Here is a 23,413-nt window from a genome sequence, read left to right on the forward strand (position 1 = left end):
ATATACCCATGGGGGGTATATCGCAAGATACCCATATGGGGTATATGGAAGGCTCACGGGGCGAGGCCGCATGCAAACTGAAACGAAACCCAAGGTCCTCAACCGGCTGAGCCGCATCGAAGGCCAGGTGCGGGGAATCGCCCGCATGGTCGAAGACGACCGATATTGCGTGGACCTGCTGACCCAGTTGCAGGCGGTCCGGGCCGCGCTTCATCGCGTGGAGACCGAAGTGCTGCGGGATCACCTCGATCACTGCGTGATGGGCGCCATGACCGGCGACGATCCCGAGGATCGAAAGGCCAAGGCTGGCGAACTGATCGAACTTCTGGCGCGGGCCGGACGGTAGGACCGACGGAACAAACCAGCCTGGCTGGTCGCTCACGTCGGGATATCAAGGAACCCGTCATGAAACGCATCAGTCTCGTCCTCGCCGCCTGCGCCCTGTCGGCGGCCTGTTCCCCGCGACAACCCGAAGAGCCCGCTGCCGCGTCGCCTGAGGCGGCCGCAATGGCAGGCGGGCAAGGACAGATGGGCGCCGGCATGTCTGCGGCCGCGCCCGGCGATTCCGTCGCCACCCAGGGCTACAAATCCTCGATGAACACGATGATGGAGGAGATGCCCGCGTTTACCGGCGATGCGGACATCGACTTCATGAAGCAGATGCGCGGCCACCATGTCGCCGCGGTCTCGATGGCTCGCGTGGAACTTGCGCAGGGCAAGGACGCCCAGGCGAGAAGCCTGGCCCAGGAGGTGATCGCGGCGCAGGAGCGGGAAATCACACTGATCGACGCCTGGCTGGCGCAGAAGGGGGCAGGTGCGGCCCCCACTGGCTGACCTGGATCAGCGCGCCGCGTGCGACGACCAATGAATGTGCGAAATCCGCCATCCACCGGCCTCGCGACGAAGGACCATGGTTTCGACCGAGAGACTGTCGATCGGGCGCCCGTTGAACATGCCTGTCGTTCGGCTTTCGGTCGCGACCCACGCGCTGTTTGCGCCGGCTCGCGCTAGCCGGCGGGATTGGATGCTGGGCGCCGCGGCCGAGAATGCCGCGTCGGCGGCCAGATGGTGCTGCGCATATTCGGCTTTCGATCGTTCGGCCCCGCCGCCCTCGAAAATCAGAACGTCGTCGGCGAGGAGGGCCAGTGCCGTGTCTGTCTCGCCGTGTTCCAGCGCAGCATGAAAGGCGTCGACGACACTCGCCGCCGCCATCGCCTCGACCTGGACATCAACGACCGAGGTGGCGGCAGTCTGGCCGGGCTCATGAGCGAGCGCAGGTCCGACCGACGTGATCGACAGGGAGATGACGAGGGCGAGAAGAGATTTGGCGGACGACATGGAATTTCCCCAAAGCGATGAACTGGTTTCACACGCTAGATGCCATTTCGCACGTAGGCGACCCCGGCGCTTCGCCATTCGAGGGGCGGCGTCGGTCCGTCCGACGGCTCAGAAACCCGCCGCGGTATAATGGCGCACGACGAAGCTCCGCGCGCCCGACTCCGGGCATAGAGCGCGACGACCGCTCGGCGCTAGCGGAAGGCGACCCCGACCTTGAGTCCCAGCTTTTTGAAAACGAGGGCGGCGGGACAGAATCCGGTGAAGGCGGCCTGGATCGCGTTGAGGCCTGCGAAGATCGTCAATGCGATCCACCAGGGGTTCACGAAATACGCCAGGGCGACGCTGGTCAGGACAACACAGCCAAGGAAAAGGAATACAGCACGGTCGACGGTCATGGTCAGTCTCCAGTCAGGCCCGGCCTTGGGCCGGATCAAGGGCCTGGCGCGTCCAGGCGACGATCTGTGGGCTGGTCAGCAGCCCGGCGGTTCGGGCGATCACATGATCGTCGCGAAGGAGCAGCAGCGCCGGAATGCCGGGTCCTTGCCGTCCGGCGTGCGGTTGGCCGCGCCACAGGCCGGGCAGACGAACTGGCGCACGGGTCAGGCCTTGATCTTGCGCAAGCCCATGATCTCGAGGGCTAGTTTCTCGTAGAAGGGCACGCTCTCGCCCCGCCTGATCTTGCCCAGGAAGTATTTTTCGAAACCAACCTTGGCGAGGTGGACCCATTTGCCGCTCGCCGACCAGTTGACGTTGCGGGGCGGGATCTGCGGCTGTGCGACGAAGGCCACGCCGCCGTCGCCGAAGTCGGCGAGGCAGAAGGCGTTCCAGGTCGCCTCGTGCGTCGGGGCTTTGCCATCGAGGATCTCGGCCATGTTTTGGGCGATGGCGGTGACCATGCTCTCGATCATGAAACCGGTCTTGGGGACCCCGACGGGCACAGGCGTCTTGCCGGTCGGCGCGATGGCCACGCACACACCAAGGCCGAAGACATTCGGATAGGTCGGATTGCGCTGGTGCTTGTCGATGACGATGAAGCCGCGCGGGTTGGTCAGGCCTTCGACGCCCCGGACGGCGGCGACGCCGCGAAACGCCGGCAGCATCATTGAGTAGGCGAACGGCACGTCATGGGTCTGTTTGATCGAACCGTCGTCGGCGATCTCCTCGACATGCATGAGCCCGGCTTCGACCGAGGCGACCCTGGCGTTGGTGACCCATTTGATGTGGCGATTGCGCATCTCGCTCTCGAGCAGACCCTTGGTGTCGCCGACGCCGTCGAGGCCGAGGTGGCCGACGTAGGGCTCCGAGGTGACGAAGGTCATCGGCACCCTGTCGCGGATCTTGCGGCGCCTGAGCTCCGTATCGAGGATCATGGCGAACTCGTAGGCCGGGCCAAAGCAGGAGGAGCCCTGGACGGCGCCGACGATGATCGGACCCGGGTTCAGGACGAAGGCGTCGAAGGCCGCGGCCGCAGCTTCCGCGTGATCGACATGGCAGACCGACTGGGTGAAGCCGCCATGCGGGCCAAGACCCGCGATCTCATCGAAGGCCAGGTCGGGGCCGGTGGCGATGACCAGATAGTCGTAGCCGACGATGGCGCCGTCGTTCAGCTCGACCTGATTGAGGGCAGGCGAGACCTGCCTGGCTCCGACGCCCGTGAAGGCGATGCCGCGTTTGGCGAAGACCGGCGGCAGATCGACCTCGATGGCGTCGCGCTTTCGCCAGTGGACGGCGACCCAGGGGTTGGAGGGGACGAAGTGAAACCTGTCGCCTTGCGACACAACGCTGACGTCGGCCCCGTCTCCGACGGCGTCCTTGATTTCGAAGGCGGCGACGGCGCCCCCCAATCCTGCGCCCAGGATGACGATGCGGGGCTTGGCCATGTTCGGTCTCCTGCATTTGCGGCCTTGACCGCTGTGGAACGTCCGCGCTTTCGCCCGACCGCGCCTTGATCCGGATCAAGGCCGGGCAACACCCTCAGCCCTACGGCTCGTAGGCGGTGCTTGATTGTGTATTAGTATACGCGCATATACGCAATAACGAATTAACAGCGGCTTCATCACGCCAGAAGCGCGCACTCTTCCAAGGATTTCCCAGAATGTTCGGCTCCCCCAAACCCAAGGACCTCACACCCGCCGAGCTGAAGGCCGGTCTCGATGAGAACCGGATCCTGCTCATCGATGTTCGGGAGCCGAGCGAGTTCGAGGTCGAACGGATCGCGGGCGCGCTCAACGTCCCGCTTTCCTCCTTCAACCCCGAGACCTTGCCCGATGCGGGCTCCAGAACGATCGTGATGCAATGCGCGGGCGGCAAGCGATCTGCCATGGCGGTCGATCAGTGCCGCAAGGCCGGACAGGTCATGGAAACCCATCTGGCGGGAGGACTGGCCGCCTGGAAGGTCGCAGGCCTGCCGACGGTCGCCGGTTGATCGGCGCCGGGGCGAATGGATGAATCATGGCACGACTTCCCTTTCTGATCGTCCTGGGCGCGGCCCTGCTGCTGGGCGCCTGCGGACACCCTGAACCTGCGGTTCCGGTCGCCGAGGCCGCCCCGCAGGCGGGCCGCCTGACCCTGCAGGCCCGGACCGTCGCTGACCTCAAGCCCGTCCCCGGAACGCTGACGACCCGCGACATGGCCGAAGCCCGGGCGCGCATCTCGGGGACCCTGGTTATGCTCGGCGTCAGGGAGGGGGACATGGTCCGCCAGGGCCAGCTGATCGGCCGCGTGACGGACGCCCGTCTGGCGCTTCAAACCGGCGCCTTCGACGCCCAGGTCGCCGCCGCCGCCGCCGAGGCCGGTCGCGCCGATGCGGACCTCGCGCGGACACGCAGCCTGTTCGCCCAGGGCATCTACGCCCAGGCCAGGCTCGACCAGGTCGAGGCCCAGGCCCGGGCCGCCAACGCCAACCTGACCGCGGCCCGCGCCCAGCGCGGCGCGAGTGTCGAACTCGCCGGGCAAGGCGCGATTCTTGCCCCGGCTGCCGGTCGCGTCCTCAAGGCAAACGTCCCGGTGGGATCGGTGTTGATGGCGGGCCAGACGCTGGCGACCATCACCGCGGGGCCGATGGTGGTGCGTATCGAATTGCCGGAGGGTCAGGCGCGCGCGCTGCAGGTCGGCGACGTCGTGCAACTGGCGGCGGCGGACCTGCTGGGCGTCGCGACCCAAGGCGCGATCAGCCAGATCTATCCGTCGATCACGGACGGTCAGGTCATGGCCGACGTCAGCGCACCGGGCTTGCCGCAGGACCTGATCGGGCAAAGGGTCCGCGCCCATGTCAGGATTGGCGAACGCCAGGCCCTGATCGTGCCGCGGCGCTACATCCTCACCCGGTTCGGGATCGACTACGCCCGACTGGTCCGGGCGGATGGAACGCTCTCGGAGATCCCCGTTCAGACCACGGCGGGTCCCGACGCCGATACCGTGGAGGTGCTGGCCGGGCTTCGTGCCGGTGACGTGCTGAGTCCCGCCGGAGCCGCCCGATGAACCTCGGCCTCTCCGGACGGCTGACCCGGATTTCCATCCGTTCGCCGCTGACGCCGCTCATCCTGCTGGCCGCCATCGCCGTGGGCCTGCTGGCCCTGGTGTCGATTCCCCGGGAGGAAGAGCCGCAGATCAGCGTGCCCATGGTCGACATCATGGTCGCCGCCCCGGGGCTGCGGGCGGCGGATGCGGTCGAACTGGTCGGCAAGCCGCTGGAGACGATCGTCAAGAGCGTGGCGGGCGTGGAACACGTCTACACCTTCGCCGACGACAACCAGGTCATGGTCACCGCACGCTTCGACGTCGGGACCGATCCGGACACGGCGGCAGTCCGCATTCATGAGAAAATCCGCGCCAACTACGACCGGATTCCCTCCGGCATCGCCGAACCCCTGATCCAGACCCGGGGCATCAATGACGTGCCGAGCCTGGTGCTGACGCTGTCGCCCAGGCCCGGGGCCGCAGGCCAGTGGACCGATCAGGCCCTGTTCGAACTCGCCGGTAAGCTCAGGACCGAGGTCGCCAAGGTCGATAATGTCGGGCTGACCTTCATCGTCGGCGGCCGTCCCCAGGAAATTCGGGTGGAGCCGGACCCGGCACGCCTGGCCCAGCATGGCGTGTCGCTGGGCGCCCTGATGGACACTATTCGGCAAGCCAACAGGGCCTTCCCGGCGGGTCAGGTGCGCAACGGCGGCGAGGCGGTTGACGTCACCGCCGGTCAAACCCTGGCCAGCGCGACCCAGATCGGCTTTCTGGCGCTGCCCTCCGCCCGGGGCGAAGCCGTCTATGTCCGCGATGTCGCCCGCGTCATCGAGGCGCCGCGCGAGGACCAGGCCCACGCCTGGCGCTATGCGCGCACGGACGACGGCTGGAGCGAAGCTCCGGCGGTCAGCCTGGCGATCGCCAAGCGCAAGGGAGCGAACGCTGTCGTCGTCTCGCAACAGGTCCTGACGCGCGTCGAGGCGCTGAGGGGCACGCTGCTTCCCGACAGCCTGGATGTGGCGGTCACCCGGGACTACGGCGCTACGGCCAACGAGAAGGCCAATGAGCTGCTGTTCCACCTAGGCCTGGCCACCTTGTCGATCGTCGTCCTGATCGGCTTCGCCATCGATTGGCGCGAGGCGGGCGTGACAGCGGTCGTCATCCCGACGACGATCCTGCTGACCCTCTTCGCCTCCAACCTGCTGGGCTACACCATCAACCGGGTCAGCCTGTTCGCACTGATCTTCTCGATCGGCATCCTGGTCGATGACGCCATCGTCATGATCGAAAACATCGCCCGGCACTGGGCCATGCCTGACGAGCGGACCCGGATCGACGCCGCTGTCGACGCCGTCGCCGAGGTCGGCAACCCGACCGTCGTCGCCACCCTGACGGTGGTCACCGCCCTGTTGCCGATGCTGTTCGTGTCCGGATTGATGGGTCCCTATATGGCGCCGATCCCGGTCAACGCCTCGGCGGCCATGGTGTTTTCCTTCTTCGTCGCCGTGGTCATCGCGCCGTGGCTGATGATCCGGTTCGCCCGCAAGACGCTGGTTGCCGCCGCACCCGCTCACGGCGAAGGCAAACTCGGCGCCCTCTATCGCAGGGTCGCGAGCCGGGTGATCGGCACGAGGCGGTCCGCCTGGATCTTCCTGATCGGCGTCGGTCTGGCCACGCTTCTGGCCGGCGCCATGTTCGCGACCAGGACAGTGACGGTGAAGCTGCTGCCCTTCGACAACAAGTCGGAGCTGCAGGTCGTACTCGACATGCCCGAGGGCACGTCGCTGGAGGTCACCCAGCGCACCCTGGCCGACGCCGCCATCATCACGCGCGGCCTGCCGGAAGTGGTCGCCATCGACGCCTATGCCGGAACGGCCTCGCCGTTCAATTTCAATGGTCTGGTGCGCCACTACTACCTTCGCAACAAGCCGGAGATGGGCGATCTGGCCGTCGCCCTGGCGGAAAAGGGAGAGCGCAAACGGTCGAGCCACGCCATTGCCCTCGATCTGCGTGAGAAGCTCGCGGGTGTGGTGCTGCCTGCCGGCGGCGTGATCAAGGTGGTCGAGGCGCCGCCCGGTCCTCCGGTCATGGCGACCCTTCTGGCTGAGGTCTACGGCCCCGACGCCCCGACCCGGCGCGCTGTCGCCGAACGGGTGAAGGCCGCGTTCCATTCGGTGCCCTATATCGTCGATGTCGACGACAGCTATGGCCAGCCGCGGCCCGGATTGCGGCTCGTCCCGGACCGGGACCGGCTGGAAGCCCTCAAGGTCAGCGACAGAGACGTCTACGACTCCATCGCCGCCGCGCTCGGCGGCCAGGTCGTCGGCTATGCGCATCGTGGCGAGGGTCGCGATCCGCTAGAAATCTCGGTGCGCCTGCCCCAGTCGGCGCGCAGCTGGGGCGAGGGCCTGGCGTCCATGCCGGTCGCCGTGTCGCAAGGCGCGGCTGGCGCACGGCTCGTGTCCCTAGGCGAGGTCGCCACCATCTCGAGCGAACCCGGCTCAACCCACATCTTCCGCCGCGACGGCCGGGACGTGGACATGGTCATGGGCGAGTTGGCCGGCGCCTATGAAGCCCCGATCTACGGCATGATGGCGGTCGACCAGATCATCCGTCAGGGCGATTGGGGGGATGTTCCCAAGCCGGATATCCGCATGAACGGCCAGCCGACGGACGAGAGCCGACCGACCGTGCTCTGGGACGGCGAGTGGGAGATCACCTGGGTCACCTTCCGCGACATGGGCGCAGCGTTCGGCGTGGCGATTCTCGGCATCTATGTGCTGGTCGTCGCCCAGTTCAAAAGCTTCCGACTGCCCCTCGTCATCCTGACGCCGATTCCGCTGACCCTGATCGGCATCGTCATCGGCCACATCCTGTTCCGGGCGCCCTTCACCGCGACCTCGATGATCGGCTTCATCGCCCTGGCCGGCATCATTGTCCGAAACTCGATCCTGCTTGTGGACTTCATTCGTCACAGCCAGACCGGGGAGCGGTCCCTGCGCGAGGTTCTGCTGGACGCGGGCGCGATCCGCTTCAAGCCCATCGTGCTGACCGCCGCAGCGGCCATGATCGGGGCGGCGGTGATCCTGACCGATCCGATCTTCCAGGGTCTGGCCATCTCGCTTCTGTTCGGCCTGGCCTCATCGACCCTGCTGACGGTCCTCGTGATCCCGGCCATCTATATCGTCCTGCGCGACGACGGCCGTCCCCTGGCCCCGGAAGAAAGCTGACATGAGCATGGCAATCGACTTCGGCTTCGCTACCGAGCAGGTCCGACCCTGCGCAGTCTCCTCGAACCCGCAGGACGGCGGAGAGTGGCTTGATCGTGTATGCGCACCTTCTACAGTAAGCAGATGATTGCGCCCACAGTTCACCCTTCGTGGAATGACCTTGGCGGGTTCGAGGACTGCGTCGAACCTGCGGCGCGCCTGTTGAAACTGCTGGCGAGCGAACAACGGCTTCTGCTGTTGTGCCGGCTCGTCGAGGGCGAGGCGTCGGTTGGCGACCTCGCCGACAATGCCAGGCTGGCTCCGTCCGCAGCCTCGCAGCACCTGGCCAGGATGCGGGCCGAAGGTCTCGTCGCCACCCGGCGCGATGCGCAGACGATCTACTATCGGCTGGATGATCCTTCCGCACTCCGGGTGCTGCATACGCTTCGGGACATTTATCGCGGCCAGCAGGACGCCCCGGCAGGTTCGGCAGGCCCTATTTAGGCTGATGAGGTTTTGGTCTCGATAGACATTGACCTGAATCAAGGGACGCCCGGCTGCGTGGGTCCAGGGCCGACAGGCGCGTTCACCTAATGGCAGGGCCCATGCCGGGACCTGGGAAAGATCACTTCATGACGGACCATCGTATCGCCAGCGCCCGACACCGGGCCCGGGTCATGTCGGCCGAGGACGCCGCAAGCCTGATCGCGCCCAACACGACGGTGGGGCTCAGCGGGTTCACCGCCTCGGGCTATCCGACAGCGGTCCCTTTGGCGCTCGCCGCCCGGATCGAGGCCGAGCATGCGGCGGGCCGACCCTTTAAGCTGCGGATCTGGACGGGCGCCTCGACCGGCCCGGAACTGGACGGAGCCCTGGCCAAGGCCGACGGCATCGAGTTCCGGCTGCCCTACAACTCCGACCCGACCTGCCGCGACCGGATCAATCGCGGCGAGATGGCCTATTTCGACATGCATCTGAGCCAGGTCGCGCCGATGGCCTGGCAGGGTTTTCTCGGCCCGCTGGACACGGCGATCATCCAGGTCACGGGCATCCGCGAGGACGGGGCGCTGATCCCGGCCTCCTCGGTCGGCAACAACAAGACCTGGCTGGACCGGGCCAGCCAGGTGATCCTCGAGGTTAACCGTTGGCAGAACCCGGAGCTTCTGGGCATGCACGACATCTACTATGGCACCGCCCTGCCGCCGAACCGGGTGCCGATCCCGCTGATCCGCCCGGGCGACCGCATCGGCGAGCCCTGTTTCCGCTGCGACCCGGACAAGATCGTGGCCATCGTCGAGACCGACCGGCCCGACCGCAACGCGGGGTTCACCGCGCCCGGAGCGGACGACCTGGCCATCGCCGGCCATCTGCTGGAGTTCCTCGAGCACGAGGTGTCCAGGGGCCGACTGCCGCCGTCGTTGCTGCCGCTCCAGTCGGGCGTGGGCAATACAGCGAATGCGGTCCTGACCGGCCTGATCGACGCGCCGTTCGACAATCTGAGCGCCTATACCGAGGTCATCCAGGACGGGATGCTGGCGCTGATGGACAGCGGCAAGCTGCGCGTCGCCTCCTCGACGGCCCTCAGCCTAAGCCCCGAACTGACCGAGCGGGTCAACCGGAATATGGGCGACTACCGGGACCGGATCATCCTTCGGCCGCAGGAGATCAGCAATCATCCGGAGGTGATCCGCCGTCTGGGCGTCATTGCCATGAACGGCATGATCGAGGCCGACATCTACGGAAACGTCAACTCGACCCATGTGATGGGGTCGCGCATCCAGAACGGCATCGGCGGCTCCGGCGACTTTGCCCGCAACGCCTATATCTCCATCTTCATGAGCGCCTCGACGGCCAAGGGCGGCAAGATCTCGACCCTGGTGCCCGCCGTTTCCCACGTCGATCACATCAATCAGGACGTCCAGGTGATCGTCACCGAACAGGGTCTGGCCGATCTTCGCGGCCTGTCGCCCAAACAGCGCGCGCGCGTCGTCATCGACACCTGCGCCCACCCGACGTTCCGCCCGATGCTGGAGGACTATTTCCAGCGCGCGCTCAAGGGCTCCTACGGCCTGCAGACGCCGATGCTGCTCGATGAGGCCCTGTCGTGGCATGCCCGGTTTGTCCGGACCGGCAGCATGGCCGGCGGTTGAGCGAGACCCGGGCGGGATCGAGGTCCGGTTCGTGGCGGTCCGGACCCATCCTCGCCGCGGCGAGGGTCCGGGCGCGGGCGGTGCAGCGGTTCAATGGTTCCTGATGCGGGACACGCGCCTACGGAGCAGACGTGCGACCGTCCGGTGCGCGCAACGTGTCGAGATAGGCGGTCAGGTCGTGAATCTGGCTGGCGCCGAAGACATAGGGCGGCATGGCGGGATGGGTCGTAACCAGGCCCTGTTCGAATGCGGCGGCCAGCTCGTCGGAGCCTCGGCGCCGGACAATGTCTCTGAATGGCGGCGCAACGGCGAGCGGACTGTCGCCCGCGGCGTCGATGGCGTGGCAGCTGGCGCACCCGACGATCGCCATGGCGCGGCCTCGGGACGCGGACTCCCGATCCAGGGCCGTCGACAGGGACGAGACGGCAGGGCTGTCTTGGGTGTTTGAAGCGCGTGGCGCGCTCGGCGGCGACGCGACCCGGGGCCCGGGAAGCGGCGAACACGCCCCAACCAGCAGAAGACCGATAATCGTGGGGACTCGCATGACACTACTCCGGCGACCAGGTCTCATTTGACCAGTGCCCCGGGTCGGCGTCCTTGACCCAGGTCAAGCGGCGGCCCTGACGTCGCGATCCCCGAGCGGAATTCCACCTGGCGAGAGCGTGACCGAGACGTCGACGATCTGGTCGCACAGGGCCGTGGGCGCCGATCGGTGGCTGACCAGGATCAGGCCCTGGCGGCGGGTCGAAAGGTGATGCGTGAGACCGTTCAGCACCCGGGTTTCGGTCGCGGCGTCGAGGCCTTCGGTCGGTTCGTCCAGCACCAGCCAGGGCGCGTCGCGCAGATAGGCGCGCGCCAGTCCCAGGCGCCGGCGCTCGCCGCCGGACAGCCGGTCGCCGTTCTCGCTCAGAACCGTGTCGAGACCGGCCGGAAGCGCCGCGACCCGGTCGGCGAGGCATGCGTCGCTCAGGACAGCCCAGAGGTCGTCGGTCGAAGCGGCTGGATTGGCAAGACGGAGATTGTCCGCGATCGACCCTGCCAGCAGCCGGACGTCCTGCGACGCATAGGCGAAACGCGCCCGAACGTCGTCCAGAGCGGCGTCCTCGAGAGGCAGGCCGCCCAGTCGCAACTGGTCGGCGAGAGAGGCGCGTAGCCCCATCATGGTTTCGATCAACCGCGTCTTGCCGGAGCCGGAGGGACCGATCACGCCCAGACGGAAGGGCGGCACGATCTCCAACGCCGCAGAGCGGATGATGATGGCGTCGCCGGCCATCGAAGGTGCGCGTCGCCGGATGACGGGCCTGGCCGGGTCATCCAGAACCTCAGCCAGCCGTGCCAGCGCCTCCTGGGCCGCGCCATTCTGGCGCAGACCTCCGGTGAGGGCGGCGGCGGCCTCAAGTCCCGTCACGGACGCCAGCGCCGCGAGGGCGACGAGCGGCAGGGACGCCGGGGCGGATGTCGCAATGACCCCGATTACGGTCACGGCCAGGACCGCGGCCTGGAACACCGGGATCCATCCGCCGGCCACGGCGTCCGCGACCCGGCGACGATCCAGGGTCCGCGCCGCCTGACCCACCTGGTCGGCGGCCCAACTCTCCAGGCCATAGGCTCGCAGCTCGGGAGCCGCGGCCTGCAAGGCCGAAAGCCGGTCCTTGAACAGGCCCATGGCGACCTGCACCCGCCGTCCCGCGGGGTCCGCGACGCGCCGGCCGATCAGAAGGCCTCCGAAGATGGTGATGGCGATGCCAGCGGCCAGGACGAGAGCGGGCAGGGGACCGGCCAACAGCGCCAGGCCGATCGCGGCCAGAGCGCCGGCGCCGGCGCCCCAGGGCCCGCTCAGGCGCACGAACACGGTCTGGATCGCATCGACGTCCTGGATCATCCGCGCTGACGCTTCGCCGCTGGAGAGGCTGAACGCCTGACGGGGCGCGGCCGCCGCCAGTCGCGCGAACAACAGCGGCCGCAGACGGGCCAGGGCCTTGAGAGCCGCGGCGTGGCCGCTGACCCGTTCGACGTAGCGCGAGCCCGTCCGCACGATGGCCAGCATCCGGATCACGGCGGCCGGGAGCAGATAGTTGAACGCCTGGACGACCGCGAAGCCGCCGGCTCCGGCGATCGCCGCCCCGGTGATGAACCAGCCGGACAGACCCAGCAGCGCCACCGAGGCGCCGGAGACGAGGGCGGCGGACAGGGCGGCAAGCCGCAACCGTCCGCCCTGGGCGCGGCGTTGCTCGGCCAGCAGGGCGTCGAGGGTCGGGTCTTCCGTGTGCGCGGTCGTCGGTTTCACAGCCGCACCACCCGGTCGGCCAGGGCCATGACGGCCTGTGAATGGGTCGCGATCAGGGTGGTGCGGCCTTCCGCCGCCGCGCGGATCACCTCCAGCACGGCCGTCTCGGACGCCGGGTCGAGATTGGCGGTCGGTTCGTCCAGCAACAGCAGGCGTGACGGCGACAGCAGAGCCCTGGCGAGGCCCAGACGTCGGCGCTCGCCGCCCGAGAGCCCGCCGCCGCGTTCGTCGAGGATGCGGCCCAGATCACCCTGGAGACCCGCGCGGGCGGCGGCGTCGCGGATCTCCTCTACGCTCGCACCCGGCCTCGCCAGAGCGATGTTGTCGAAGAGGGCTCCGGGGGCCACGACCGGGTTCTGGCTGGCCCAGCCGACGGCTCCGGCGAACGCGCCCGCGTGCGACAGGCCGTGACCGCCGACCCGGACTTCGCCCGATGACAGCGGCGCCAGGCCCAGCAGCAGATGCAGCAGGCTGGTCTTGCCCGAGCCGCTGGGGCCGACCAGGGCCACGATCGCTCCGGTCGGGACATGGAGGTCGAAATCGGTGATCGCCGGCGCGCCGTCGCCGTAGCGGATCGTGACCGATCGGAAGTCGAGTTCCGGGGCGCTCGACCACCGGCGGGACGGCGGGGCAATGCCGGGTCGACCCGGCTCCGGCCCGGCCATCGACGGCACGGCGGCTTCGGCGGCCTGTTTCTCGTGATAGGCTGCGGCCAGACGGCGCATGGGGGCATAGACCTCGGGCGCCATGGCCAGCACGAAGAAGGCGCGGCCCAGGTCCAGCGTCTCGGGCACGGGAAACGGCAGGATGCGCAACAGGTTGAAGCCGCAGTAGACCGCGACCAGCGCGACCGAGAGGGCCGAGAAAAACTCCAGCACGGCCGACGAGACGAACGCCACCTTGAGCACCCGACCCGTGCGGCGCTCCAGCTCGTCGGCCGCGCCGGCGATCTCGCGCGTGGTGCGCGCCTCGGCCTGGAAGGAGAGAAGGGTGGGAAGGGCGCGGACGCGGTCCAGAAACATCCCGGACAGCCGTTCAAGCGCCTGGAACTGCCGCCGGCTCTCGGCCGCCGCCGCGCCACCGGCCAGGGCCATGCCGACCACGAAGGGGACCAGGGTCAGCAGAAGGATGCCGGCAACGACCGGGCTGGCCAGGGCGCACACCGCGATCACGATCACGGGCGAAACGGTCGCGGCCAGGCGAACGGGGGCAAAGCGGGCGACATGACCGTCCAGGGTTTCGACCGCCTCGACAACCGCGGTCAGGGCGGCGGCGGCAGATCGCCGACCGGCGAACAGATCGGCGACGATCCCCTGCCGGACCTCGCCCTTGACCGCCGCCGCGGCCTTGGCGGAAACGAAGGTCGCGGCCTGACCCATCCAGCCTCGCAGCACCAGACTCGCGGCGGCCAGAACCAGCCAGGGGGCGGCCTCGGCGACCGAATGCTCAAGGGCGCCGATGGCCAGGCCGAGGCCGGCCGCGAAACCGATCGCCGGCGCGACGTCGCCGACGACCAGAGCCGCTGACAGACCCAGCAGCCGACGATGGGGCCGGCCCGCGGCCTTGAGCCAGGAACCGGGAGCAAGTGTTGGAAGGGCGTCGGCCGTCATGGGTCCGCCCTAGACGCCGGCGCAGGCTCGGGCCTTGATCGAAATCAAGGCGGAGCATCGCATACGGTCGTAGGCGAAGGTTTGTCGGCCATCGGGCCGGCGCTGCGGAGCCTGCCCCATGATTGACCTTGCGGTCGTTGACCTTTCGCGGCTGCAGTTCGCGTTGACGGCTCTGTATCACTTCCTGTTCGTGCCGCTGACGATCGGCCTGTCGTTCATGCTGGTCATCATGGAGAGCATCTATGTGATGACCCGCCGACCGATCTGGCGGAGCATCACCCGGTTCTGGGGTCTGTTGTTCGGGATCAATTTCGCGCTGGGCGTGGCGACCGGGATCACCATGGAATTCCAGTTCGGGATGAACTGGTCCTACTTCTCCCACTACGTCGGCGACATCTTCGGAGCGCCGCTGGCCATCGAGGGTCTGATGGCCTTCTTCCTGGAAGCGACCTTCGTCGGGCTGATGTTCTTCGGCTGGGACAAGCTCAGCCGGGTCGGGCACCTGTTCGTCACTTTCATGGTGGCGCTGGGCACCAATCTGTCGGCGCTGTGGATCCTGATCGCCAATGGCTGGATGCAGAACCCCGTCGGCGCGACCTTCAATCCCGACACGATGCGGATGGAGGTCTCGGACTTCATGGCCGTGCTGTTCAACCCGGTGGCCCAGGCCAAGTTCGTTCACACGGTCAGCGCCGGCTACGTCATCGCTGCGGTCTTCGTCCTGGGCATATCGGCCTTCTACCTGCTGAAGGGTCGCCACAGGGGATTCGCCAAACGCTCGATGACCGTCGCGGCGGCCTTCGGCCTGGCGGCCTCTCTCTCGGTCGTCGTTCTGGGAGACGAGAGCGGCTATGCCCTGACCGACAACCAGAAAATGAAGCTGGCGGCCCTTGAGGCCATGTGGCGCACCGAGCCGGCGCCCGCCGGCCTGACCGCCTTCGGCATTCCCAGCCTCGAAGACCGCGAGACCCACTATGAGGTCAAGATTCCCTATGTGCTCGGCCTCATCTCCACCCGCAGCATCGACACGCCGGTTGAAGGCATTCTCGAACTGGTCGCGATCGCCCAGACCCGCATCGAATCCGGTGTCCTGGCCTATGACGCCCTGGAGCGGATCAAGGCCGACCCGACCGACGTCGGCGCGCGTGGCGACTTCGAACTCAACCGCCGCGACCTCGGCTATTCGCTGCTGCTGAAACGCTATGTCGCCGACCCCCGTGACGCCACGCCGGATCAGGTGGTCCTCGCCGCCTGGAGCACAGTGCCCAATGTGCCGGTGATGTTCTGGTCGTTCCGGATCATGGCCGGGATCGGGTTCCTGATGATCGGTCTGTTCGCCACCGCCTTTGTGCTCTGCACCCTGCGCAAGCATGAGACGCGCTGGTTCCTGTGGCTGGCCGTACTGGCCATCCCGTTGCCGTGGATATCGACCGAACTGGGCTGGATTCTTGCCGAGGTCGGACGACAGCCCTGGGCCGTCGAGGGGGTGCTGCCGACCTTCCTGGGAGCCTCCAGCCTCAGCGTGCCTCAACTGTGGGCCACCATCATCGGCTTCACCGTTCTCTACGGCGCGCTGGCGGTGGTCGAGGTCGGGCTGATCCTGAAGACGATCAAGAAGGGGCCGTTCGCCGAGATCGACCTGTTCGGTCTGGACGTCGCACCTGCGACGCCAGACCCGACCGACGGACCGGACCGTCCTGCTCCGACGCCTGCGCCCACCGTCGCCTGACTATCGAATCCCAAGGATATCCGAGATGGAACTGCCCCTCGACTACGCCAGCCTCCGCCTGATCTGGTGGGGCCTCCTGGGCGTGCTGCTGATCGCCTTCGCCCTGACCGACGGGTTCGACCTGGGCGTCGGCGCCCTGCTGCCGTTCGTGGCGAAGACGGACGAGGAGCGCCGCATGGTGATCAACACCGTCGGCGCGACCTGGGAAGGCAACCAGGTGTGGTTCATCCTGGGCGGCGGCGCGATCTTCGCCGCCTGGCCCTTCGTCTATGCCGTCAGCTTCTCGGGCTTCTATCTGGCCATGTTCCTGGTGCTGTCGGCGCTGATCCTGCGGCCGGTCGCGTTCAAATATCGCTCCAAGCGCCCCGACAGACGCTGGCGCGCATTCTGGGACTGGGCGCTGTTCGTCGGCGGGTTCGTGCCGGCGCTGGTCTTCGGCGTCGCGGTCGGCAACGTCCTCCTGGGCGCGCCCTTCCGCCTGGATGGCGATCTGCGGTCCTTCTACGAGGGCAGTCTGCTGGGGCTGTTCACGCCGTTCAGCCTGCTGTGCGGCCTGCTCTCGGTCGCCATGCTCGTGCTTCACGGCGCGGCCTGGCTAGGCCTCAAGGCGGAGCGGGGGCCCGTTCAGGCGCGGGCCCGAGTGTTCGGCACGATCGCCGGCGTGGCAAGTCTGGTCCTGTTCGTCGGTGGCGGCCTGTTCGTCGCCTTCGGTGACCTGGGCTTCCGCATCGTGGGCCTGATCGATCCCTCGGGCATGTCCAATCCGCTGCGCACTGCGGTCGTGGCCGCGCCGGGCGCCTGGCTCGACAACTACACGGCCGCGCCTTGGACGATCGCTGCGCCCATGCTCGGTCTTCTGGGGACGGTTGTGGCGCTCGCGGGCCTCTGGCGGCGGTCCGAGCCGCTGGCCTTCGGCGGCTCGTCTCTGGGAACAGTCGGCATCATCTCGACCGTCGGCCTGTCGATGTTCCCCTTCATCCTGCCCAGTTCGATCGATCCCGGCTCAAGCCTGACCGTCTGGAACGCGTCCTCAACCCATCTGACGCTGTTCATCATGCTGGGCGTGACTCTCGTCTTCCTGCCCCTGATCCTGCTCTACACGGCCTGGGTCTACCGGGTGCTGTGGGGGCGGAGCAGCTCGACCGAGTTCAACACCAACCCCGACCTCTACTGATCGCTGAAGGACAGACACCATGTGGTATTTCGCCTGGATACTCGGCGTCGGACTGGCCGTCGCTTTCGGCGTGCTGAATGGCGTCTGGCACGAGTTCCACCTGTTCGACGAGGGTGATCTCGGCCTGTCGGAACCGGATCGGGACGGGAGCGACTGATGAGTCGAGCTGGAGTGGGGGACGGCTTCTGGTGGATGTCCACGCCTGGCTCAGGACAACCTGTTGAGGCTCCACAGCTGGATGTGACGGCTCGGGTCGCTGTCGGTCCTGCTCCCCCGACGAGGCTCAGCGGCTGAGCAGAGGCCCCACCAGCTGGACGCCCGCGAGCACCAGGATCAGCAGGCCGATCAACCAGGCGAAGGGCCGCACAGGCAGGACGCGGGAGATGAGGGCGGCCAAGGGCGCGGCGATGACGCCGCCGACGATCAGGCCGGCGACCGAGGTCCCGTACTGTCTCAGCCCGTCGATGTCCTCCCAATGCCCCGTGACCAGGGCGACGAGGAAGGTGGTCGAGACGGCCGCTGCGACCACGGCCTCGGCGGCGTTGCCTGTGCCGACGGCCTGACGCGGCGGTTCGCCGACGCTCACCAGGGTGGTCGTCACTGTCGGCCCCCAGCCTCCACCGCCGAGCGCGTCCAGAAAGCCGCCCACCAGGCCGAGTGGAACGGCGCCCTTGATCGGCGCATGTCGAAGCCGGATCTCCCGGGTGGCGCGCACCAGGATGATCACCCCCATCAGCGCGAGCCATCCCAGCACCCAGGGCTTGATCAGGGCGCCGTCGACCGACGTCAGGAAGACGCCGCCGACCACGCCGCCGATCATGCCTCCGACGGCGAGGGGCCAGAACAGCGACCAGCGGATATTGCCATGGGCGAGATGGGACAGGCCGGACGCGGTTCCGGTGAATACCTTGGCCGCGTGCACGCTGGCCGAGGCGATGGCCGGCGGCGTGCCCAGGCTGAGCAGCAGGGTCGAGGAAATGACGCCGAACGCCATGCCGAGCGCCCCGTCAACGATCTGGGCCGCGAAGCCGACGGCTGCGAACAGCAGGAACTCTTCCATCAGCCTGGCGTCAGCCAGTCCGGCACGGGCAGGCCGCGCGCCGACAGATACTCGACGTTGAACAGACGCGAGGCGTATCGCGTGCCGGGGTCGCACAGCAGGGTGACGATGGTCTTGCCAGGGCCGAGTTCCCGGGCCAGCCGCACCGCGCCGACAAGGTTGACCCCGCTCGATCCCCCCAGCGAGAGGCCTTCCTCCCGAACCAGATCGAAGAGGACCGGCAGGAACTCGGCGTCCTCGACGCGGAACGCGTGGTCCGGCGTGAAGCCTTCGAGGTTGCCGGTGATCCGGCCTAACCCGATACCCTCGGTGATCGAGGACCCTTCGGACTTCATCTCGCCGCGGGTGAACCAGCTGTAGAGCGAGGCGCCGGCCGGGTCGGCGAGGGCGGTCTGGATGCCCGGATTGCGTTCCTTAAGGAAGCCGCCCACCCCCGCCAGGGTGCCGCCGGACCCGACGACGCTGACGAAACCGTCGATGCGACCCTGGGTCTCCTCCCAGATCTCCGGCCCGGTCCCTTCGTAGTGGGAGAGGCGGTTGGAGAGGTTGTCGAACTGGTTGGCCCAGAAGGCGCCGTTGGGCCGTTCGGCGTCGAGTTCACGCGCCAGACGCGCCGAGTGATGGACGAAATGGCCGGGGCTCGAGAAGGGCGCTGCATCCACCTCGACCAGCCAGGCCCCGAGCGCCCGCAGCGCCAGCTTTTTTTCCTCCGACTGGGTGCGGGGCATGACGACCACGACCGGGTGACCGAGGGCGGCTCCGACGAGGCTCAGACCGATCCCGGTGTTGCCGGCGGTGCCCTCGACAATGGTCCCGCCCGGACGCAGTTCGCCGGACGCTCGTGCGCGCTGGATGATGGACAGGGCGGCGCGGTCCTTGATCGACTGGCCGGGATTCAGGAACTCCGCCTTGCCCAGGATTTCGCACCCCGTCGCATCCGAGAGGCGGTTCAGGCGCAGAAGCGGGGTCTGGCCGATCAGGTCGATTACGGAACGTCGAAGCGTCAAGCGGGTCTCTCTGGAAACGGGGGAGGCGGGAAGGATCAGCCGACGGCCATCGTGCGGCGACCCAGATGTATACCGCATTCGGTCTTGGCGGCTCCGGACCAGCGGCCGAGGCGGCCGTCCTCGCCGGCCTTGACGACTGTGGTGCAGGGCCAGCAACCGATCGACCGGTAGCCCTGGTCGAAGAGCGGATGCCTCGGCAGGTCCTCGGCGTCGAACCAGGCCTCGACCTGTTCCTCCGACCAGTCGTGCAGCGGATTGACCCGGATGCGACCCTGGAAGAGTTCGAACGGCCGCAGGTCACGCCGGTCCAGGGTCTGGTGTCGCTTGCGGCCGGTGATCACGGCGTCGATGCCGGCCAGAGCCCGCTCGAGCGGACGCACCTTGCGCAGATCGCAGCAGGCGTCGGGGTCGGCGCGCCACAGGTCTTCGTCAGGGTCGAGGTCGCAGCGCTCGCCCGCGTCGGGCGTCACCAGCCGGACGTCGGTCAGGCCCAGACGCTCTGACAGGGCCTTTCTGTAGGCCAGGGTCTGCAGGAAATGCATGCCGGTATCGAGGAAGATGACCGGAATCGACGGATCGATGCGAGCGGCCAGCGACAGCAACACGCCGGCCTCGGCGCCGAACGACGACAGGATCGCGGGCCTCAACCCGAGCGACGGATCCAGCGCCGCGCAAAGAATATCCTCCGCGTTGCCGTCCTGCGTGTCGCGATTGAGCCGCTTGACCACGGCCTCGGGCGTCTCCCGTGCGAGGGTCCGGCGCCGCCAGATCGGCGCCGCGTCGTCCTCTGCGAGCTGGTAGGTCGCGCTGAAGGCGGCATCCATCCGCCTCCACGCCTCGATGTCGGCGCCGGGGCCCAGCACCACGCCGTCGAAGCCGGAGCGGCGCAGGTGACGAGCCTGGTCGGGAATGAGCCGCCCCTCGGCGATCAATCGTCCGCGATAGCCGCGCTCGCGCAGGACCGCCGCGAGGGAGAAGCCTCGCCCATCGCGAAAGGCGTCGAATTCCAGAACCAGAACCCCGGCGTCCCGCGCCGCCGCCTCGACCTCTTCCAACGGAGTCGTCACGGGCAGCCGCGCGCCCTCGGGCGCCGTATCAAGCCACTGCATTGAACGCCCCATAGATGGCGTCGCGGAACGGATCAGCGCCCAGGCGACGAACGGTCTGCAGGAAGGTCTCGCCCTCGCGCCGCACCTCGAGATAGCGATCCAGAGCCCGTCCGACCGCCGGCGCGACCTCGTCGGCGGCCAGGCTCCGGCCGACGATCTCGCCCAGCGCCGCCTGCTCGTCCGCCGAACCGCCGATGGTGATCTGGTAGTATTCCTCGCCCTTCCGGTCGACGCCGAGCACGCCGATGTGGCCGACATGGTGGTGGCCGCAGGCGTTGATGCAGCCGCTCATATTGACCCGGATTGGACCCAGCCGTTCCTGATAGTCGAGGTCGGCGAGCTGTTCGGACAGGGCCTGGGCGACCGGGATCGACCGGGCATTGGCCAGGCTGCAATAGTCCAGCCCGGGGCAGGCGATGATGTCCGTCACCAGGTCCGCGTTCGGGGTCGCCAGACCGGCTTCGGCCAGCCGCCGCCAGATCTCCGGCGTGTCGTCCAGACGGACATGGGGCAGGACCAGGTTCTGCTCGTAGGCCGCCCGCACCTCGTCGAAGGAAAAGCGCTCGGCGAGATCCGCGACCAGGTCCATCTGGTCGGCTGTGATGTCGCCCGGAACCCCGCCCTGCGGCTTCAGTGAGATGATGAGGGTCGCATAGCCCGGCTGGCGATGGCGTCGGACATTGTTGCGCGCGAAACGGGCGAAGTCGGGATCGGCGAGACTCGCCCGGTCGAAGGCCCCGCTGGTCCTCGGCAGGTCGGCGAATGGCGGCGGGGCGAAATAGGCGCGGATGCGGGCGACCTCCTCGTCGGGGATCCGCAGGTCCTCGCGCCTCAGGGTGGCGAAGTGGCGCTCGACCTCCTCGCGGAAGGCGTCGATGCCGAGCGAGGCCACCAGGATCTTGATCCGCGCCTTGTGGATGTTGTCACGGCGACCCAGCAGGTTCCAGGCGCGGAGAATGGCGGTCAGATAGGCCAGCAGGTCGCGGGCCGGCACCGCCGGCGCGATCTCCTGCGCGATGTGGGGGATCCGTCCCTGGCCGCCGCCGACGAAGACCCGGAAGGCCGCCGCTCCATCCTCGCCCCGGGCCAGCTGCAGGCCGACGTCGTGGGTGCGCATGGCGGCCCGGTCCTTCGGCGCCGCGATCACCGCGATCTTGAACTTGCGTGGGAGGAACGAGAATTCGGGGTGGATGGTCGACCACTGGCGCAGGATCTCGCACCACGGGCGGGGATCCTCGATCTCGTCGTCCGCGCAACCGGCAAACACGTCCGTCGTCACGTTGCGGATGCAGTTCCCCGAGGTCTGGATGGCGTGCATCTCGACCTCGGCCAGCTCCGACAGGATCGCGGGGACGTCACTGAGCGCCGGCCAATTGTACTGGATGTTGGTGCGGGTCGTGAAATGGCCGTAGCCCTTGTCGTAGACGCGCGCGATGCGGGCCAGGCGTCGCATCTGGCCGCTGTTCATGGTCCCGTAGGGCACCGCGACGCGCAGCATATAGGCGTGGAGCTGCAGATAGACGCCGTTCATCAGGCGCAACGGCTTGAACTCGTCCTCGGTCAGGCCGCCCGACACCCGGCGCGAAACCTGGTCGCGGAACTCTTCGATCCGCTCGCGGACCACGGCTGTGTCGAACTCGTCGTACCGGTACATCAGAGCCGCTCCAGACTGTTGCCGACGGTGGGGCCCTGCGAGCGGATCTGCTCCTTGAACCGGTCGCGGCCCGAGGGACGGCCGTCGTCGACCTCGACCAGGTAGGGGTTGACGAAGGTGGCGGGTCGGAGCGCTGCCTGTGACAGGGCGAGATCGGCGGCGTCGCCGTCGAACCGGCCCGCCTGGTCGAGCGTGCCTACAGGGTCTCCCGACGCGTCGGCGTAGATCACCCGGCCGTCTGACAGGCGGTTGGCGGTCACGATCTTCATGCCGCGACCTCCTGTTCTGTTGCGCTCGATCGGGCCCAGGCCGCGACCTCGCCGACGATCAGCAGCGCCGGGCTGATGACCTTCTCGCGGGCCACCAGACGGGCGAGACCGTCGAGTCGGCCTGTCAGGACGCGCTGATCGGGACGGGATCCGTTCTCGATCACCGCGACCGGCGTGTCCGGCGCCCGGCCAGCCGCGATCAGACCCGCCTGCACCGCCGCCGCGCCCGCGACGCCCATATAGACGGCGAGCGTGTGGTTGGGGACCGCGAGGGAGGTCCAGTCGGGCCCGGCCCCGCCGGGCCGGGTCTCGGCGGTCACAAAACTCACGGCCTGCGCCTGGTCGCGATGAGTCAGCGGAATGCCCGCCGCCGCCGCGCATCCCAGGGCGGCGGTTATGCCGGGCACGACGATGACGTCGATTCCGGCGGCCCGCACGGCCTCCAGCTCCTCGCCGCCGCGGCCGAACACGAAGGGGTCGCCGCCCTTCAGGCGGACCACACGGTGCCCGGCCTTCGCCTCCGCGATCATCAGTTCAGCGATCTGCTCCTGCGGAACGGAGTGCTCGCCGCGTCTCTTGCCGACGTAGATCCGGCGCGCGTCGCGGCGCGCGCGGTCCAGGACGGCGGGCGGCGCCAGCCGGTCATGGATGATGAGGTCGGCGTCCTGAAGCGCGCGCAGCGCCTTGAGCGTCAGCAGTTCGGGATCGCCCGGTCCGGCCCCGACCAGATGCACGACGCCCTTCGGCTGTTCGGGACGGTTCAGCAGCCGCAGCATCTCGCGACGCGCCTCCGCCGTTCGACCTTCGACGGCCAGATCCCGGGGCGCGCCGCGGAATGCGGCCTCCCAGAACCGACGCCGGGCCATGAAGTCAGGCAGGGTCGCCATCACCGTCTCGCGCAGGCCTTCGGCAAGGCGGGCGAGGCGGTCCAGCCCCTGGGGCAGGGCCGCCTCGACCCGCGCGCGCACCTCGCGGGCCAGGACCGGTGCGACACCCCCGGTGGCGATCCCGACCACCACCCCGTCCCGGTCTATCAGGGCGGGGGTGTGGAAATCGCTCAACCCAGGTTGATCGACGACATTGACCTGGGCGCCGGACGTCCGACCCAGTCCGGCGAAGACGGCCGACTGGGTCGGGTCGGGGAGGGCGATGAAGACCAGCCTGGCGCCGCAGAGATCTTCCGCCTCAGGCCAGCGCGTGATCCACGCCTCGTCAGGCTCGGCGGCCGGTCCTGCGAACCAGCGCAGTTTCGCCCCGGACCCGTCGAACAGGCGCGCCTTGGCGGCGGCGGCGTCGCCCGCACCAATCACGACGATGGAGGTTCCCGGCAAGGGAATGGAGGCGAGGAAAACGCGCAT

At 68.1% G+C, this 23,413-nt stretch carries 22 protein-coding genes; 10 read left to right on the top strand and 12 right to left on the bottom strand.

Annotation, left to right across the window (positions count from 1 at the left end; all coding sequences use genetic code 11):
* Positions 1–70: 70 nt before the first annotated feature.
* Together ACP7AZ_RS00640 and ACP7AZ_RS00645 are read left to right on the top strand one after the other, a co-directional pair.
* Positions 71–346 carry a metal-sensitive transcriptional regulator gene (locus tag ACP7AZ_RS00640; RefSeq protein WP_426035092.1) on the top strand — a complete coding sequence of 92 codons (276 nt, stop codon included), beginning with the start codon at positions 71–73 and terminating at the stop codon, positions 344–346.
* Between the two features lie 59 nt (positions 347–405).
* The gene (locus tag ACP7AZ_RS00645) at positions 406–834 is read left to right on the top strand and encodes a DUF305 domain-containing protein (protein WP_426035094.1); all 429 of its coding nucleotides are present in this window, start codon (positions 406–408) and stop codon (positions 832–834) included.
* A gap of 6 nt (positions 835–840) precedes the next feature.
* Here ACP7AZ_RS00645 and ACP7AZ_RS00650 read toward each other — a convergent pair whose 3' ends face one another.
* The 3 genes from ACP7AZ_RS00650 to ACP7AZ_RS00660 all read right to left on the bottom strand — a co-directional run bounded on the left by ACP7AZ_RS00650 (position 841) and on the right by ACP7AZ_RS00660 (position 3,218).
* Positions 841–1,338, bottom strand: coding sequence for a YybH family protein (locus tag ACP7AZ_RS00650; protein WP_426035096.1), 498 nt, complete (start codon positions 1,336–1,338; stop codon positions 841–843).
* Between the two features lie 191 nt (positions 1,339–1,529).
* Entirely contained in the window at positions 1,530–1,733 is a 204-nt protein-coding gene (locus ACP7AZ_RS00655) for a YgaP family membrane protein (RefSeq protein ID WP_426035098.1), read from the bottom strand.
* Between the two features lie 204 nt (positions 1,734–1,937).
* On the bottom strand, positions 1,938–3,218 hold the full coding sequence (locus ACP7AZ_RS00660; RefSeq protein ID WP_426035100.1) for an NAD(P)/FAD-dependent oxidoreductase: 1,281 nt from the start codon (positions 3,216–3,218) through the stop codon (positions 1,938–1,940).
* Between the two features lie 215 nt (positions 3,219–3,433).
* On the opposite strand from ACP7AZ_RS00660, the gene ACP7AZ_RS00665 reads away from it, so the two are divergent.
* The 5 genes from ACP7AZ_RS00665 (at position 3,434) to ACP7AZ_RS00685 (ending at position 10,156) form a co-directional block, all read left to right on the top strand.
* Positions 3,434–3,763 carry a rhodanese-like domain-containing protein gene (locus ACP7AZ_RS00665; RefSeq protein ID WP_426035102.1) on the top strand — a complete coding sequence of 110 codons (330 nt, stop codon included), beginning with the start codon at positions 3,434–3,436 and terminating at the stop codon, positions 3,761–3,763.
* Between the two features lie 26 nt (positions 3,764–3,789).
* Positions 3,790–4,818 carry an efflux RND transporter periplasmic adaptor subunit gene (locus ACP7AZ_RS00670; RefSeq protein WP_426035104.1) on the top strand — a complete coding sequence of 343 codons (1,029 nt, stop codon included), beginning with the start codon at positions 3,790–3,792 and terminating at the stop codon, positions 4,816–4,818.
* Positions 4,815–8,027 carry an efflux RND transporter permease subunit gene (locus ACP7AZ_RS00675; RefSeq protein WP_426035106.1) on the top strand — a complete coding sequence of 1,071 codons (3,213 nt, stop codon included), beginning with the start codon at positions 4,815–4,817 and terminating at the stop codon, positions 8,025–8,027. The genes ACP7AZ_RS00670 and ACP7AZ_RS00675 overlap by 4 nt, the downstream gene beginning before the upstream one ends.
* Positions 8,028–8,126: 99 nt before the next feature.
* Positions 8,127–8,510, top strand: coding sequence for an ArsR/SmtB family transcription factor (locus ACP7AZ_RS00680; protein ID WP_426035108.1), 384 nt, complete (start codon positions 8,127–8,129; stop codon positions 8,508–8,510).
* A gap of 128 nt (positions 8,511–8,638) precedes the next feature.
* Positions 8,639–10,156, top strand: coding sequence for an acetyl-CoA hydrolase/transferase family protein (locus tag ACP7AZ_RS00685; protein ID WP_426035110.1), 1,518 nt, complete (start codon positions 8,639–8,641; stop codon positions 10,154–10,156).
* A gap of 118 nt (positions 10,157–10,274) precedes the next feature.
* On the opposite strand, the gene ACP7AZ_RS00690 is transcribed toward ACP7AZ_RS00685, so the two are convergent.
* From ACP7AZ_RS00690 to cydD, 3 genes are all read right to left on the bottom strand, one after another.
* Positions 10,275–10,526 (bottom strand): c-type cytochrome, encoded by a 252-nt coding sequence (locus tag ACP7AZ_RS00690; RefSeq protein ID WP_426035112.1) that lies wholly within the window; start codon positions 10,524–10,526, stop codon positions 10,275–10,277.
* A gap of 237 nt (positions 10,527–10,763) precedes the next feature.
* A complete protein-coding gene (locus ACP7AZ_RS00695; protein WP_426035114.1) occupies positions 10,764–12,443 on the bottom strand; it encodes an amino acid ABC transporter ATP-binding/permease protein in 1,680 nt (559 codons plus the stop codon).
* Positions 12,440–14,053 carry a thiol reductant ABC exporter subunit CydD gene (gene cydD, locus ACP7AZ_RS00700; RefSeq protein WP_426035116.1) on the bottom strand — a complete coding sequence of 538 codons (1,614 nt, stop codon included), beginning with the start codon at positions 14,051–14,053 and terminating at the stop codon, positions 12,440–12,442. Before cydD ends, ACP7AZ_RS00695 begins: the two co-directional genes overlap by 4 nt.
* Before the next feature lie 121 nt (positions 14,054–14,174).
* Between cydD and ACP7AZ_RS00705 the strand changes: the two genes are divergently transcribed.
* Genes ACP7AZ_RS00705 through cydX form a run of 3 tightly spaced genes read left to right on the top strand, consistent with a single transcriptional unit; the run spans position 14,175 to position 17,113 of the window.
* Positions 14,175–15,782, top strand: a complete 1,608-nt coding sequence (locus ACP7AZ_RS00705) for a cytochrome ubiquinol oxidase subunit I (RefSeq protein WP_426036041.1) — start codon at positions 14,175–14,177, stop codon at positions 15,780–15,782.
* Positions 15,783–15,807: 25 nt separating this feature from the next.
* A complete protein-coding gene (cydB, locus tag ACP7AZ_RS00710; protein WP_426035118.1) occupies positions 15,808–16,956 on the top strand; it encodes a cytochrome d ubiquinol oxidase subunit II in 1,149 nt (382 codons plus the stop codon).
* 19 nt (positions 16,957–16,975) lie between these two features.
* Positions 16,976–17,113, top strand: a complete 138-nt coding sequence (gene cydX, locus ACP7AZ_RS00715) for a cytochrome bd-I oxidase subunit CydX (RefSeq protein ID WP_426035120.1) — start codon at positions 16,976–16,978, stop codon at positions 17,111–17,113.
* Positions 17,114–17,239: 126 nt separating this feature from the next.
* Here cydX and ACP7AZ_RS00720 read toward each other — a convergent pair whose 3' ends face one another.
* Genes ACP7AZ_RS00720 through cysG form a run of 6 tightly spaced genes read right to left on the bottom strand, consistent with a single transcriptional unit; the run spans position 17,240 to position 23,413 of the window.
* Positions 17,240–18,016 carry a sulfite exporter TauE/SafE family protein gene (locus ACP7AZ_RS00720; protein WP_426035122.1) on the bottom strand — a complete coding sequence of 259 codons (777 nt, stop codon included), beginning with the start codon at positions 18,014–18,016 and terminating at the stop codon, positions 17,240–17,242.
* Complete coding sequence (locus ACP7AZ_RS00725; protein WP_426035123.1) at positions 18,016–19,023, bottom strand: cysteine synthase A; 1,008 nt, start codon at positions 19,021–19,023, stop codon at positions 18,016–18,018. Before ACP7AZ_RS00725 ends, ACP7AZ_RS00720 begins: the two co-directional genes overlap by 1 nt.
* Positions 19,024–19,058: 35 nt before the next feature.
* A complete protein-coding gene (locus tag ACP7AZ_RS00730; protein WP_426035125.1) occupies positions 19,059–20,132 on the bottom strand; it encodes a phosphoadenylyl-sulfate reductase in 1,074 nt (357 codons plus the stop codon).
* Positions 20,119–21,786 carry a nitrite/sulfite reductase gene (locus ACP7AZ_RS00735; protein WP_426035127.1) on the bottom strand — a complete coding sequence of 556 codons (1,668 nt, stop codon included), beginning with the start codon at positions 21,784–21,786 and terminating at the stop codon, positions 20,119–20,121. The genes ACP7AZ_RS00730 and ACP7AZ_RS00735 overlap by 14 nt, the downstream gene beginning before the upstream one ends.
* Positions 21,786–22,055, bottom strand: a complete 270-nt coding sequence (locus ACP7AZ_RS00740; RefSeq protein ID WP_426035129.1) for a DUF2849 domain-containing protein — start codon at positions 22,053–22,055, stop codon at positions 21,786–21,788. Before ACP7AZ_RS00740 ends, ACP7AZ_RS00735 begins: the two co-directional genes overlap by 1 nt.
* The gene (cysG, locus tag ACP7AZ_RS00745; protein WP_426035131.1) at positions 22,052–23,413 is read right to left on the bottom strand and encodes a siroheme synthase CysG; all 1,362 of its coding nucleotides are present in this window, start codon (positions 23,411–23,413) and stop codon (positions 22,052–22,054) included. The genes ACP7AZ_RS00740 and cysG overlap by 4 nt, the downstream gene beginning before the upstream one ends.

This window comes from Brevundimonas sp. DC300-4, from assembly GCF_049897365.1.
Taxonomy (GTDB): domain Bacteria; phylum Pseudomonadota; class Alphaproteobacteria; order Caulobacterales; family Caulobacteraceae; genus Brevundimonas.

Coding starts and splice junctions, on each gene's coding strand:
- ACP7AZ_RS00640 (WP_426035092.1), top strand. CDS start 71: ATGCAAACTGAAACGAAACCCAAGGTCCTCAACCGGCTGAGCCGCATC.
- ACP7AZ_RS00645 (WP_426035094.1), top strand. CDS start 406: ATGAAACGCATCAGTCTCGTCCTCGCCGCCTGCGCCCTGTCGGCGGCC.
- ACP7AZ_RS00650 (WP_426035096.1), bottom strand. CDS start 1,338: ATGTCGTCCGCCAAATCTCTTCTCGCCCTCGTCATCTCCCTGTCGATC.
- ACP7AZ_RS00655 (WP_426035098.1), bottom strand. CDS start 1,733: ATGACCGTCGACCGTGCTGTATTCCTTTTCCTTGGCTGTGTTGTCCTG.
- ACP7AZ_RS00660 (WP_426035100.1), bottom strand. CDS start 3,218: ATGGCCAAGCCCCGCATCGTCATCCTGGGCGCAGGATTGGGGGGCGCC.
- ACP7AZ_RS00665 (WP_426035102.1), top strand. CDS start 3,434: ATGTTCGGCTCCCCCAAACCCAAGGACCTCACACCCGCCGAGCTGAAG.
- ACP7AZ_RS00670 (WP_426035104.1), top strand. CDS start 3,790: ATGGCACGACTTCCCTTTCTGATCGTCCTGGGCGCGGCCCTGCTGCTG.
- ACP7AZ_RS00675 (WP_426035106.1), top strand. CDS start 4,815: ATGAACCTCGGCCTCTCCGGACGGCTGACCCGGATTTCCATCCGTTCG.
- ACP7AZ_RS00680 (WP_426035108.1), top strand. CDS start 8,127: ATGCGCACCTTCTACAGTAAGCAGATGATTGCGCCCACAGTTCACCCT.
- ACP7AZ_RS00685 (WP_426035110.1), top strand. CDS start 8,639: ATGACGGACCATCGTATCGCCAGCGCCCGACACCGGGCCCGGGTCATG.
- ACP7AZ_RS00690 (WP_426035112.1), bottom strand. CDS start 10,526: ATGGCGATCGTCGGGTGCGCCAGCTGCCACGCCATCGACGCCGCGGGC.
- cydD (WP_426035116.1), bottom strand. CDS start 14,053: ATGACGGCCGACGCCCTTCCAACACTTGCTCCCGGTTCCTGGCTCAAG.
- cydB (WP_426035118.1), top strand. CDS start 15,808: ATGGAACTGCCCCTCGACTACGCCAGCCTCCGCCTGATCTGGTGGGGC.
- cydX (WP_426035120.1), top strand. CDS start 16,976: ATGTGGTATTTCGCCTGGATACTCGGCGTCGGACTGGCCGTCGCTTTC.
- ACP7AZ_RS00720 (WP_426035122.1), bottom strand. CDS start 18,016: ATGGAAGAGTTCCTGCTGTTCGCAGCCGTCGGCTTCGCGGCCCAGATC.
- ACP7AZ_RS00730 (WP_426035125.1), bottom strand. CDS start 20,132: ATGCAGTGGCTTGATACGGCGCCCGAGGGCGCGCGGCTGCCCGTGACG.
- ACP7AZ_RS00735 (WP_426035127.1), bottom strand. CDS start 21,786: ATGTACCGGTACGACGAGTTCGACACAGCCGTGGTCCGCGAGCGGATC.
- ACP7AZ_RS00740 (WP_426035129.1), bottom strand. CDS start 22,055: ATGAAGATCGTGACCGCCAACCGCCTGTCAGACGGCCGGGTGATCTAC.
- cysG (WP_426035131.1), bottom strand. CDS start 23,413: ATGCGCGTTTTCCTCGCCTCCATTCCCTTGCCGGGAACCTCCATCGTC.